9 protein-coding genes are annotated in these 13,364 nt (G+C 32.7%); 5 read left to right on the top strand and 4 right to left on the bottom strand.

Annotation, left to right across the window (positions count from 1 at the left end; translation table 11 throughout):
• The first annotated feature begins 4 nt into the window (after positions 1–4).
• The 3 genes from ASD98_RS06705 (at position 5) to ASD98_RS06715 (ending at position 1,577) form a co-directional block, all read left to right on the top strand.
• Positions 5–445: a hypothetical protein gene (locus tag ASD98_RS06705; protein ID WP_056201820.1), complete on the top strand. Its 441-nt coding sequence runs from the start codon at positions 5–7 to the stop codon at positions 443–445.
• The gene (locus ASD98_RS06710) at positions 426–722 is read left to right on the top strand and encodes a DUF721 domain-containing protein (RefSeq protein ID WP_056201824.1); all 297 of its coding nucleotides are present in this window, start codon (positions 426–428) and stop codon (positions 720–722) included. The genes ASD98_RS06705 and ASD98_RS06710 overlap by 20 nt, the downstream gene beginning before the upstream one ends.
• A gap of 138 nt (positions 723–860) precedes the next feature.
• Positions 861–1,577 carry a hypothetical protein gene (locus ASD98_RS06715; RefSeq protein WP_056201827.1) on the top strand — a complete coding sequence of 239 codons (717 nt, stop codon included), beginning with the start codon at positions 861–863 and terminating at the stop codon, positions 1,575–1,577.
• A 76-nt stretch (positions 1,578–1,653) separates the two neighbouring features.
• Here the strand turns inward: ASD98_RS06715 and ASD98_RS06720 are convergent, their stop codons facing one another.
• The 3 genes from ASD98_RS06720 to bshC form a co-directional block, all read right to left on the bottom strand.
• Positions 1,654–2,073, bottom strand: a complete 420-nt coding sequence (locus tag ASD98_RS06720; protein WP_031456090.1) for a nucleoside-diphosphate kinase — start codon at positions 2,071–2,073, stop codon at positions 1,654–1,656.
• 220 nt (positions 2,074–2,293) lie between these two features.
• On the bottom strand, positions 2,294–3,565 hold the full coding sequence (locus tag ASD98_RS06725) for an acyltransferase family protein (protein ID WP_056201831.1): 1,272 nt from the start codon (positions 3,563–3,565) through the stop codon (positions 2,294–2,296).
• 197 nt (positions 3,566–3,762) lie between these two features.
• Entirely contained in the window at positions 3,763–5,352 is a 1,590-nt protein-coding gene (bshC, locus tag ASD98_RS06730; RefSeq protein WP_056201835.1) for a bacillithiol biosynthesis cysteine-adding enzyme BshC, read from the bottom strand.
• A gap of 271 nt (positions 5,353–5,623) precedes the next feature.
• On the opposite strand from bshC, the gene ASD98_RS06735 reads away from it, so the two are divergent.
• On the top strand, positions 5,624–6,901 hold the full coding sequence (locus tag ASD98_RS06735) for an MFS transporter (protein WP_056201839.1): 1,278 nt from the start codon (positions 5,624–5,626) through the stop codon (positions 6,899–6,901).
• A 68-nt stretch (positions 6,902–6,969) separates the two neighbouring features.
• Here the strand turns inward: ASD98_RS06735 and ASD98_RS06740 are convergent, their stop codons facing one another.
• Complete coding sequence (locus ASD98_RS06740; protein WP_056201842.1) at positions 6,970–11,028, bottom strand: T9SS type B sorting domain-containing protein; 4,059 nt, start codon at positions 11,026–11,028, stop codon at positions 6,970–6,972.
• Positions 11,029–11,158: 130 nt separating this feature from the next.
• On the opposite strand from ASD98_RS06740, the gene ASD98_RS06745 reads away from it, so the two are divergent.
• A complete protein-coding gene (locus ASD98_RS06745) occupies positions 11,159–13,363 on the top strand; it encodes a radical SAM protein (RefSeq protein ID WP_056201844.1) in 2,205 nt (734 codons plus the stop codon).
• The last annotated feature ends 1 nt before the right edge of the window (position 13,364 follow it).

Genomic DNA, 13,364 nt, shown 5'->3' on the forward strand with positions numbered 1-13,364 from the left:
TACTATGAAAAATGCTTTTATAATTTTGGTTTTGTCGCTTTTGTTTGTAAGCTGTAAACAGGAAATAAAACCGGCAGATATTGAAAAACTAAATGGGTACTGGGAAATTGAAAAAGTGGTTTTTGATAAAGGTGAGGAGAAGGCTTATGGAATGAACGAGAACTTTGATTTTTTTAAAATTAAAAAAAGTAAAGGGACTCGAACAAAAGTAATGGCACAACTTGATGGAACTTTTTTAACTACAGATACTTTTGAAAATGTTTCGATTAGATTTACTGATAAAGGAACTTTTTTAGATTATAATACGGATTATGCTAAATGGACTGAGGAATTAATTTCGATTTCGGATGATGAGTTTGTGGTTAAAAATGATCAGAATAAGGAATATTATTATAAAAAAGCGGGACCAATAAATATTTTAAACGATGGCAAAAAGACTAAATAATCAAAGTACAATTGGGGCTGTTTTGCAACAAATTATTCAGGTTAATAAATTACAGCCAGGGATGGATCAGATTGATGTAAAAGAAGCTTGGACACAGTTAATGGGAAATGGTGTAAAAACATATACCAAGAATGTAGTTTTGAAAGGAAGCACGCTTTATGTTGAGCTTGGATCGGCTGTTTTACGAGAGGAATTAAGTCACGGAAAGTCTAAAATCGTTAAAATGATTAATGAAGAATTAGGGCGTGAAGTTGTAAAAGATGTAGTTTTGCGTTGATTTAAATTGTTATTTGAAGCTTAAAAATAAATTTTACACTTTCATTATGGAAGTGTTTTTTTATGATATATTTGAGCTTTAAGTATCTTTTTTATAAATGCCTCATTAATAATAAATAAATAAAAACAAAACCAAAACATGAAAAAAGCATTACTCATTTTAACTGCATTATTTGCCTTAACTAGTTACTCACAAAAGAAAAAAGTTGCTGTTGTTTCGTTTTATACGGATAAAACAATTGATCTTTCGGAGCTGGGTTTAAATGGACTGGCTGCGATAGCTGATTTAGGAAACAACCCAAATTTTAACCTTTCTCCAATTTTAGAGAAATATCACAATGCATTTTTTAATGATTATGCTAAAAAATTTCCGTTTGATTTACTTCCTGAAACTGAAGTAACTCAGAAGCCAGAATACATTGCTTTTACTCCTAAATTTGCAAGAGAAGGCGGAGAAAGCGGCACTATTATTAACTATCCTGGATACAAATATATTTATGAAGGAATGAATGGTTCTGTAAATGAAGAAGCATCTGCTCAAATGTTTAAAGAAGTAGCCGATGGTGTTTTATTTACAGAAATTCATTTTGCTGTAGTAAAAGGATTCGCTGTTGGCGGAACTGGAACAATAAAAATGAAAGCATATGCCAGAATCGCTTTATACGATAAAACAGGAAAAAAAGTATTTGCTTTTTCAGAAGGGGCAAACTCAAAGAAAACTGGAACGATCGTAGGTGGAGTTCCTGTTTTAAGTCTTGATAAAGTACTGCCTATGTGTGAAAGTGCATTAGAAGAGCTTTTGAAAGATCTTGATGAAAAACTTGAGAAAATTGTTAAAAAGTCTGATAAGCTTTAATCAATATTTGCTATAAAAAAATCCCGTTTCATTTGAAACGGGATTTTTGTTTAAATCTAAATTCTTAAACCTAAAATTAGAATTGCTCTCTGCCAGCAAAGTGAAATGCACCTTCGATTGCAGCATTTTCATCGCTGTCTGAACCATGAACTGCATTTTCTCCAATAGAAGTTGCGTATGCTTTACGAATAGTTCCCTCAGCAGCTTCAGCTGGATTTGTAGCTCCAATTAAAGTTCTGAAATCTTCTACTGCGTTGTCTTTTTCTAAAATTGCGGCAACAATTGGTCCGCGTGACATGAATTCAACTAATTCTCCGTAGAAAGGTCTTTCTGCGTGAACTGCATAAAATGCTTTTGCATCAGCTACAGTCAATTGAGTTAATTTTAATGAAACAATTTTGAAACCACCATTAGTGATCATTGCTAAGATATTCCCGATGTGCCCGTTTGCAACAGCATCTGGTTTAATCATTGTAAAAGTTCTATTTGTTGCCATTTTGTATTTTATTAAATTTTGTGCAAAAGTAGACTTTTTTTGTGAATTGATTTTAATAAATTCATAATTTAAACACGGTAGAATGATGTTTTAACCAAGAAAAGTTTTTTTTGAAACCATATAAGTGATATAAGTTCATTTAAATACCGCATGTATAATATCTCCGCAAAGTATAACGTATTTCTAAAATGAACTTATATCACTTATATGGTTAATAAATTTAAACTTTGAATATTAATTTGTTTCTGTAGAATATCCACAAAATAAACGTCCAGATGCAAACATAAATTAATGCACCAGCTAATGAAGCGGTCATTGGATTACTGAAAAATGGTGCAATCCAAAAACTGTACAAGTAATTTAATAAATTAATTTTTTCGGCAGTCTTATGCGGATTCTGAAACTCAATCATCACTAACGCTTGTGGAATAATCTGCGACGTAAAGAAAACAATTATGGGATTTACACCCCAAATTAAGAACGGTTTGAATCCTTTTTTATAATCGGCAATATCAATTATGTAATATAAAATTGCTAAAAATGTTGTGGCTAATCCTGTGGTGTACAAAACGTAACTGCTTGTCCAAAGTGATTTGTTTATAGGGAAAACAATGTTCCAAAGTAAGCCTCCAATAATTAACGCAACTCCGGCAATTGCCATTTTTTGTGCTTTTTTAGTTTTTGGAAAGTTTTGCTGTAATAATTGGCCAACCAATAAACCAATAATTCCATTTACTATTGATGGAATTGTACTTAAAATTCCTTCTGGGTCCCAGGTTACGGTTCCGCGATACATATGACCTTTTAGTAAAATGCTATCCAGCCAAGATGCTAAATTTGTTCCTTTATCTAGATTTGCTTCGCCAATTCCCGGAACAGGAATTAAGCTCATGATTGTCCAATATCCTAATAATAAAACGATTCCGGTTATGATCTGCGTTTTTTGAGATGTTTTCAAATACAATAGAGAAACTACAAAATAAACAATTGCAATTCGCTGTAAAACTCCCGGAAGTCTTACATCGTTGTAAGCTTCAATACCACTGTAAGCGAGAAACAGATAAATGATGAGAATTGAAAATGCTAAGATGTTTTTGATTTTTGAACTGAAATTTCCCATTAGTGCATAACCAACGGCAATAGTAATAGCTAATCTTCCAATTAAAAGAGGAATCCCTTCAAGTCCAAACAATTGGATTTTTCCAAAAAAGTTGAAGAAAATCCCTAAACAAAGCATTCGTAAAGAGCGAACCAGAATTTTGTTGAAAGTTGTACCGTCATAGAATTTATCTGGCATTGCAAGCGGAACGGCAACTCCCATTATAAAAATAAAAAACGGAAATACTAAATCGGTAGGGGTACAGCCGTGCCATTCGGCGTGTAATAAAGGCGGGTAAACATTGCCCCAATCTCCCGGGTTGTTTACAATTGTCATCAATAAAATAGTGAGTCCTCTAAAGACATCCAATGAAATCAAGCGCTCTCTGGTCATAGTTTTTGGTAAATAGGTTAATTTTTTTGTTTTTATAAATTTTTCTATTTGGTTTAGAGAGGCAATAATTTCGAGAAGAGGATGGTTATTTGGTTCTCAAGAATTATTACTTATTTTTTGCCACGAATTACATGAATTTTAATTTCAGAAAATAAAAAATAATTCGTGATAATTTGTAGAATTCGTGGCTGACTTTTTTAAATCGTTATAATGTTAAAATTCATTTCTAATGGTTTTAGTTTCTGTAATAAAAGCGGTACTAACTGTTCGCCTTTTTCCAGATAAAATTCAGAAAAATTGCTTTGGCGTTCCTGTAAGCTGTTATTTGGGAACAATTCACATTGTAAATCAGTAATGCGCAGCAATTGATCACCTAGTTTTCTTTTTTGTGCTTTTAATAAACGCTTTTCTAAATTTTCAAGACCTTTTGTCTGTTTTACTTCTTGCGCTTTTACAGCTCCAGAAAAAGATTTATCGGTTTGATCTGCTAATTCGTAAAGATATTGAAATTGGGTTTTCAATATTTCTTTTTGAGGTGTTAAATCAATTGGAAATGCAGAAATTTTGTGTGTAATAGCATTTATTAAATTTTCCTGTTTAGTAAAAAGATCTTTCCAGCTTAAGTTTAACTGATCTGCTTTCTTTCCTTGTTTTTCGCTTGCCAGAAGAACAGAGTTACGAACTAAAAGCATTGGAAAAGTAATTTTTACGGCATCAAAAAAAGATTTTAATTCCAGCCAATAGGCAATTTCTCCGCCTCCGCCTATGTAACATAAATTCGGAAGAATAATTTCCTGATAGAGCGGACGCATGATAACATTTGGGCTGAATTTTTCAGGATAATTTTCTAATTCGGCAAAAATTTGTTCTTTAGAAAATGAGATTTTGGTGTTATTAACGAAGTATTTTCCCTCTTCAAAAACAATTCTTTCACGCAGATTATCTTCAATATAAAATAAATTAATCTCACGCGGATTTACCTGTACAGTATAATCTTTTAATTGCTCTATAGTTTCCTGAACAGCTTTGTATGAAGTCTGTTTTTCTAATTCTTCTTTTGCATACGGAATAAAAGCACTTTTTAATTCGACGTCATCAGCATCTAAAATAACTAAACCATAATTAGCAAATAAATTGTTCGCCAAAAATCGAGTGGCATCGGCAAGATTATCGTGTTTTAAATAAGCATCTTCAAAAAGCTTTTTTAAAGTATTGGCGTTTGTGCTCGAACCTAATTCTAGTGAATAAATTTCAAAGAATTCATCTAAACCTTCAGTTGAAAGTCGTCCAACGGGCCCTGTACTTTCTTTGTTCCATCTGAATTTTTTTCCTTTAAAATTAAAATAGTTTATTTCTTCAAAATCATGATCTTCTGTTGCCATCCAATAAATTGGAACAAAATTGTATGACGGATATTTCGATTTTAATTCTTTGGTAAGATTAATGGTCGAAATGATTTTATATAAGAAATATAATGGCCCGCTAAATAAATTTAACTGATGTCCGGTTGTTATTGTAAAAGTATTTTCGAGTGCTAAAAGCTCAATATTTTGTTTGGTTGAATCAGAAATTTCTATACTTTGATATTGCTTTTTTAAAGTTGTAACTAAAGGTATTCTGTTACTGTTATCAAAGTTGTTTGCTTTTTCGGTAATCTGCTTTTCGAAGTTTTCTAAAGTTGGGAAATTATTGTACAGCGGTTTTAATTCTGATTTTTGATCTAAATAATCTTGTATCAATTTAGAGAAATATCCTGAAGTTTGATAGCTGATACAGTCGGTAGGCATAATTTTAAATTTATTTTTGACAGCTGTAAATTTAATGAAAATATGCAGTTAAAAACGGTTTTAACTATTGCTTAAGATTGATTTTTATTTTTTGTTTTAAAGTTCCTGTAATCAGGTTTTTAATTTTGAGCAAATTGACCGCTGTTTAAAATGCTAAATACATGGAATTTGTTAAAAATACAGAAGTGTTCTGAAACTAATTGTTTAAAATGTAAAATATTAATAACGAAACTATATTTTTGTAAGCAAAAAAAGATATATCTAATTTTGCATGGAAACAAACCCTAAAAAGAAGAACTCACTTAAACATGTTCTTTTTGGAAGCCTTATTGGCACCACAATTGAATTTTTTGATTTTTATATTTATGCCAATGCCGCAGTATTGGTTTTTCCTCAATTATTTTTTCCCGGTTCAGATTCGACAATGGCGACTCTGGAATCTTTAGCAACTTTTTCAATTGCATTTTTATCTCGCCCTTTAGGTTCTGCCTTTTTTGGACATTATGGAGACAAAATTGGGCGTAAATTTACCTTAGTTGCAGCTTTATTGACAATGGGTATTTCAACTGTTACAATAGGATTTTTGCCAAGTTATGCCAGTATTGGTGTTGCGGCTCCCTTATTATTAATGTTATGCCGATTTGGGCAAGGCGTTGGTTTAGGCGGCGAATGGGGAGGTGCTGTTTTATTAGCTATAGAAAATGCACCGCCAAATAAACGTGCCTGGTACGGAATGTTTCCACAATTGGGTGCTCCAATAGGATTATTGCTTTCTGGCGGTACTTTTTTATTACTAACCGACTCCATGAGTAATGAAGATTTTATGGATTATGGATGGAGAATTCCCTTTATTGCCAGTTCATTATTGGTTGTTGTTGGTTTTTATATCCGAACAAAAATTACTGAAACTCCTTCTTTTGAAAATTCTAAAAAAGAACATGAAGAAGTTAAAGTTCCTTTTTTAGAATTAGTGAAATCATATAAAAATCAACTGATTTTTGGAACATTTTCTGCTATTACAACTTTTTTAGTTTTTTATTTAATGACTGTTTTTACATTAAGCTGGGCAACTTCAGATTTAGGAATTGTTAAAAGAAACGGGTTATTAATTCAATTATTTTCGGTATTGTTTTTTGCCATTTTTATTCCGGTTTCGGCTGTAGTTGCAGATAAAATTGGCCGTCGTAAAATGCTTATTATAGCTACAGCGGCTATTGCGATTTTCGGATTTTTCTTTTCTTATTTCTTAAGTTCCGGAAACATTGTTTTAGTTGCCACTTTTGCCTGCATCGGAATGGCTTTAATGGGATTCACTTATGGGCCTTTAGGAACATTTTTATCGGAGTTGTTTCCAACAAATGTTCGTTATTCAGGTGCGTCTTTGACTTTTAATTTGGCAGGAATTCTTGGTGCAGCTTTTGCGCCTATGATCGCAATTTGGTTAGCGTCTACTTATAGTGTGAGTTATGTAGGTTTGTATTTAACGGGTGCGGCACTTATTTCTTTAGTTTCATTTTTGGTAATTAGTAAGGAAGAACATAAATTTTAAATAAATAATAAATTTCTTGAAATAAAAAAGGCGCAGGTTTTATATTAATCTGCGCCTTTTATTTGGAATTATCTTTTTAAACTAAAATGACCTCTAAATTCTATTCCGTTTAATCTTGTAACCGTAAACCAATAATCTGATGCTGGTTCTTGGTGGCCAAGATAAGTTCCATCCCAAGAAGTGTTTGGGGCTAATTCTTTTATTAATTTTCCATAACGATCAAATATTCTAATTCCTGTGTTTGGAGCTAAATAAGCAGAATCAATTGTCCAGTAATCATTGAAAGTATCATTATTGGGAGTAAAGAATTTCGGAAAAGGAAGTTCATCAATAAAATTTATACAATCGCCAGTTGTTGCCTCAAGAATATTTATAATAACAGGAATTCTATCACTTTCGCAATTGCTGATTGTTTGTGAAGCATAATAAGTGTGCCCGCTTTCAAGTGGTGTTGATTCAGATAAAGTACTATTTGAAGTAATATTATCATACCATTTTATATTTTGTCCTGTAATATCAATGTCATTAATTGACGCATTTTTTTGGATACAGAATATCTGCGGTGAATCAGCAATTGGGTTTTGAGTATCCTGAATTTTTACAGTAACGCCAAATCTTTCACTTTCGCAATTATTTAATGTTTGCGTTGCATAATAAATGCCGCTTTGAAGTAAAGTTGTTTCTGATAAAGTATTCCCATTTACTGCGGCATCATACCATTTAACAGCTGTTCCTGTTATAGTTAGATTTTCAATTGTTGCAATTTCATCAATACAAAATAGCTGGCTATTATTTCCAGTTGGAAGTGGAGTATCATAAACCCGAACTAAAATAGGAGTTCTGTCACCTTCACAACCAATTGTTTGTGAAGCGTAATAGGTTTTATTATCTTCTAATAAAGTAGTATTTGGTAAACTGGCAGCCGAGAAATTGGTATCGTACCATTTTATATTTTGTCCTGACATTTGAATATCAGATAATTTTGCATTTTCTTTCTTGCAGAATTCTGTATTTCCATTTATTAGTGGCGCAGAAGGCGTATTTACTATTGAAACAGTAACTCCGAGTCTCTGACTTTCACAATTATTTTCTGTCTGTGATGCATAAAAAGTTTGCCCATCGACAAGATTTGTAGTTTCTGCTAATAAAGAACCATTGTTTAATGAATCATACCATTTTATTGAAGTTCCCGTAATCTGAATATCTGCAATTGTTGGATTTTGTCCTGAACAAAATGGTTGATTTGCAATTCCTGTTGGAGGAAAAGTGACCTGAATGTTAATTGTAACAGGAACTCTTTCACTTTCGCAGCCATTTATGGTTTGTGAAGCATAATATGTTGCTTTGTCCTGAGCAACAGTTGTTGCAGGCACAAGTGTTTCTCCGGTTAGATTACTGTACCATTTTATATTTTGTCCTGTAATTTGGATATCGTTTAATGTAGCATTTTTGTCAACACAGAAAGTTTGTGGAGAATTTGCAACTGGCAATGGCTGACTGGTAATTGTAACGGTTTGATTTTGCATTGATGAATTTCCGTTTCCGTCGTTATAATTCCATACAATTGTGTAAGTTCCCGGTAAACTATAAGATAATGGATTTGTAGTTGTTCCTGTAATTGGTCCTGCACAGACATCCATAGCAGTTGGAATTGTATTTATTATTGTATTACAATCTCCAGTTATTGTTGGCAAAGTTACAATAGTAGGAACAGGAGCTTCTGTATCTCCAATAATAACAGTAATTTTTTTAGTATCATCGCAACCGCCAGTTCCAGTTATCAAGCAGCTATATTCTCCACTATTAGCTGTTGTTGCATTAGGAATTGTTGGATTTTGATCTGTTGATGTAAAGCTGTTTGGCCCAGTCCATAAATAATTGGTTCCTCCTGATGCTTTTAGTTCTAATTTTTTGCCAATGCAAACTGGTGAGTTGCTTTCTGCCTTAGGTATACCAAGTATAATAGGTTCCTCAAATTTCATTAAAAAATAATTATGAGACCCGAGAACGTTAGATTGATAGGAACTCGCATCTGCAATACCGTTATTTTCACTTGATATACTACTTGCAAATATGTTATTGTTTTCGTCTAATGCTATTTTTGTGGGACTATGAAAAGAGTTTCCTCCAATATCTGTTCCCCAAATAAAATCTGCTTCTTTAGAAAATTTAGCAATATAACTTTCAAAATGTTTATTTGATCTATAAGAGCAAGGAGTTGTTAATTTTGAATAAGAAAATCCAAAATTTGTAGCACCAAGATATATTGAATTGTTTCTAAAAACAATAGAATAAATATGGGCTTCACCGATATAAGTGCCCCAGATTCTTTTTCCGTTGGTATTTAATTTAGCAAAAAAACCTTTATATGAAAAAGGATTACTACTTTCAAAGCTGTTAGAAGTTGTTATATTATTATCGCTCGCAGTTTCACCACCTATATAAATGTTGTCTTCATCATCAATTTCAACTGCATATATATCTTCAATCTGTTCACCTCCGTAATAGGTTGCCCATATTCTTTCCCCATCTAGTAAAAATTTGTACACAACTCCATCGGGATGAGTAATTGGATCATGCAATTCCTGAAAAACTCCTGGGGTAGAAATATTGTTGAAACTATATGTTGTGCCGCCAATAACCAAGAAGCCATTTTTTACTGCTATATCATTAAATGTATCACGAGTTTCCCCTCCAACATAAGTACTCCAAATTAAATTACCTCCAGATCCAAATTTGGTTAGAAATCCATCGATTGAATTAGAAAAATTTGGGTCTAGATTTAGGTGTGTTTGAAATTTACTATTTATTGCAATTCCTATTGTACTAGCAGTCTGGCCAATTAAGTAAATGTTATTGTTATTGTCTACATCAACTGCAAAACCCAAATCCTGATCTTCGCCACCAAAATAAGTTGCCCATAACCTAACTCCAGAACTATTAAATTTTGCCAAAAAGGCATCTTGATAGCCTCCTAAATTTGGTTTATATGATCCTACTGTACTTATGCCAGTTGGATCTTGAGTTGTACCCGTTACAATCACATTATCCTGAAAATCTATTTTTATATCAGATATATCACAATAATTTTGACTGCCATAATAAGTTCCCCATAAACGATTTCCATTTGAACTAAATTTTTCAATAATACCATTTAAATATGCGGAAGATTGTGTCGTTTGATGTGCCCCTGTTGTGGCATATGATGAATTTTGAGCATTTGTACTTCCAGCCACATATACATTTCCAAAAGAATCTGTGCTGATACTTGAATTACTTAGTACTTGGCCTGAACCATTGTGATCTCCATAAAATGTCCCCCAGAGTCTAGTAGGCACAGGATCAATAATTACAGTCTTGTCAGAATCATTATTAGAACTATTAAACCCATAAACATCCTTTTTAATCTTAGTATAACCAACCTCAATCTCTTTTTTACTTGCCCCATCTTCAATCCAACTTGCAGGCAGCGTTTCCTCCATCTTTCCAAAACGTACATTCATCTGGATTTTATTATCAACCAAATCAGTTTTAGCACCGTTAAACTTTAACTGAATATCGGAGATTTTTCCCTTTGGACGAATCACAAAATTATATTCAACGGTTTTTTTGGGATCATTTGGAATTGTAAAAACAACATCAATATTGGGGTAAATATTTTTATATGTAATTTGTTTATATTGATGAACACCTACAATTCCTTCAGGTTTATTTGGAACATTATAATAGTTGTCAAAATCAACAGATTTTTGTTCTGCAATCAATTCAACTTTTGAGTTTGAATTTACAAAGTCAATATCAATTCGATGAAAAGTGTATTCTAATTTGAAATCCTCTTTATCTTTTTCTTGATTATCATGAAAATGGGATTGCTCTTCTCTAGGATTGCGAGGATGATGTTGAATTGGTGTTTTTTTTACTTCATAAACGTCATATGAAAATCCATTTTTCCTTAGTTGAACATTCAGTCCGTTAGTGTTCAGTAAATATTTTACGGCAGTATTTGGTTTTCCCTTTTGATCAATAATTTGGCCTTTGTTCTCTTTAAAACCAATAGATTGATTTTTATTTTGAGAAAATAAATGAATAGTAATTATAAAGAAAACGAAAAGTAATTTATGCTTCATCTGAGTAATTTGACTGCCGCAAATGTAATTAAATATCTACAAAACAAAATTAAAAACTCAAAGTGCTGATCAATAAAATCTTTTCCTAAAAAGTCTCTAAATATCCCGTATTTTTGCAAAAAAAATTCTTTTGAAAACGAAACTGTTTGTAATTACACCGCCATTTACCCAACTGAATACTCCGTATCCGGCGACGGCGTATATAAAAGGTTTTCTGAATACAAAAAATATCGAATCGGTTCAGGCAGATTTGGGAATTGATGTGATTTTAGAATTGTTTTCGAAGAAAGGGCTTTCTGATTTGTTTCAGGTTTCAGGTTTGAAGTTTCAGGTTGTTGGAAATGAAATGTCAGACAACTCCAAAAGAATTTTTGCTTTGCAGGATGAATATATCAAAACGATTGATCCTGTGATTCAGTTTTTGCAGGGAAAAAATCCAACATTGGCTTTGCAGATTTGTCAGGAAGATTTTCTGCCAGAAGCTTCTCGTTTTGCGCAATTAGAGGAACTCGATTGGGCTTTTGGAACAATGGGAACTCAGGATAAAGCAAAACATTTAGCTACTTTATATCTTGAAGATATTTCGGATTTTATTGTAGAATGTGTTGATGAAAATTTTGGCTTTAGCCGATATGCCGAACGTTTAGGCCGAAGCGCCAATTCTTTTGATGAATTATATAATGCTTTACAGCAAGAACCAACTTATATTGATTCAATTTTAATTTCAATATTAAAAGAAAAAATAGAAGCCGTAAAACCTACATTATTTTTAATTTCAGTTCCATTTCCGGGAAATTTATACAGCGCTTTTCGCTGCGCACAATGGGTAAAACAAAATCATCCCCAAATTAAAATTTCAATGGGCGGTGGTTTTCCAAATACCGAGTTACGTTCACTTTCGGATAAACGTGTTTTTGAATTTTTCGATTTTATAACTTTAGATGATGGTGAAGTTCCAATCGAAGAATTAATTTTCAATTTAGAAAACCCAAATACCAATTCTTATAAAAGAACTTTTTTATTGGAAAATGGAGAAGTTGTCTACAAAAATAACTCACTAAAACACGACTACAAACAAGCTTATGTAGGAACGCCGGATTATTCAGATCTGCCTTTGGATAAATACATTTCGGTTATCGAAATTGTAAACCCAATGCATAGAATGTGGAGTGACGGGCGTTGGAATAAACTCACAATGGCTCACGGCTGTTATTGGGGAAAATGTACTTTCTGCGATATTTCGCTTGATTATATTAAAGTTTACGAACCCGTTGCGGCGAGTTTGCTTTGCGATCGAATGGAAGAGCTGATTTTACAAACGGGTCAAAACGGATTTCATTTTGTTGATGAAGCCGCACCGCCGGCTTTAATGCGTGCTTTGGCCCTTGAAATTTTAAAACGAAAATTAGCCGTAACCTGGTGGACAAACATTCGATTTGAAAAAAGCTTCTCTAAAGACCTGTGTTTATTATTAAAAGCTTCGGGATGTATTGCCGTTTCTGGTGGTTTAGAAGTTGCTTCGGATAGATTATTAAAACTAATTGATAAAGGTGTAACGGTAGAACAAGTTGCAAAAGTAACCCGAAATTTTACCGAAGCCGGAATTATGGTTCATGCGTATTTAATGTACGGATATCCTACACAGACAATTCAGGAAACAATTGACAGTCTTGAAATGGTTCGTCAGTTGTTTGAAGCTGGGGTTTTACAATCAGGGTTTTGGCATCAGTTTGCGTTAACGGCTCATAGTCCGGTTGGATTATATCCGGAGCAATTTGGCGTAACAAAAAAATCTGAAATCATTGGAACTTTTGCCAATAACGATATTGAGTATACGGATTCTACAGGAATCAATCACGATAAATTCAGTTTCGGATTAAAGAAATCACTCTTTAATTTTATGCATGGAATTTGTTTTGATTACGAACTACAAGATTGGTTCGATTTTAAAATTCCGAAAACAAAAATTCACCCTGATTTTATTTTCAATGCACTCGAAGAGCAAAATGATTTCAATACAAAACCGAATGCAAAAGTAGTTTGGCTTGGCGGAAAACCTTCGGCAGAACTCTTCACCAAATCCAAAAAAGGAATAAGTTGGGAAATGATGTCTCTAACCTTTCATGATAAAAAAGAAAGCTTTACGATTCAAACCAGTAAAGAAGAAGGCGAATGGTTAATTGATATCTTAACAAAAATATCAATTTCGAATACTAAAAATTATACTTTTCAGGAAGTCAAAAATGATTTCGAAACTTCATTAGAAGATTTTGAATTATTTTGGTATTCAAAACCAATTAATACTTTGCGAGAGTTTGGATTATTGGTTTTATAGA

Origin of the sequence: Flavobacterium sp. Root186 (assembly GCF_001428525.1) — a bacterium.
Taxonomy (GTDB): domain Bacteria; phylum Bacteroidota; class Bacteroidia; order Flavobacteriales; family Flavobacteriaceae; genus Flavobacterium.

Excerpts from the sequence above, each read along its gene's own strand:
- bshC (WP_056201835.1), bottom strand. The coding sequence starts at position 5,352 with ATGCCTACCGACTGTATCAGCTATCAAACTTCAGGATATTTCTCTAAA.
- ASD98_RS06720 (WP_031456090.1), bottom strand. The coding sequence starts at position 2,073 with ATGGCAACAAATAGAACTTTTACAATGATTAAACCAGATGCTGTTGCA.
- ASD98_RS06725 (WP_056201831.1), bottom strand. The coding sequence starts at position 3,565 with ATGACCAGAGAGCGCTTGATTTCATTGGATGTCTTTAGAGGACTCACT.
- ASD98_RS06740 (WP_056201842.1), bottom strand. The coding sequence starts at position 11,028 with ATGAAGCATAAATTACTTTTCGTTTTCTTTATAATTACTATTCATTTA.
- ASD98_RS06715 (WP_056201827.1), top strand. The coding sequence starts at position 861 with ATGAAAAAAGCATTACTCATTTTAACTGCATTATTTGCCTTAACTAGT.
- ASD98_RS06710 (WP_056201824.1), top strand. The coding sequence starts at position 426 with ATGGCAAAAAGACTAAATAATCAAAGTACAATTGGGGCTGTTTTGCAA.
- ASD98_RS06735 (WP_056201839.1), top strand. The coding sequence starts at position 5,624 with ATGGAAACAAACCCTAAAAAGAAGAACTCACTTAAACATGTTCTTTTT.
- ASD98_RS06705 (WP_056201820.1), top strand. The coding sequence starts at position 5 with ATGAAAAATGCTTTTATAATTTTGGTTTTGTCGCTTTTGTTTGTAAGC.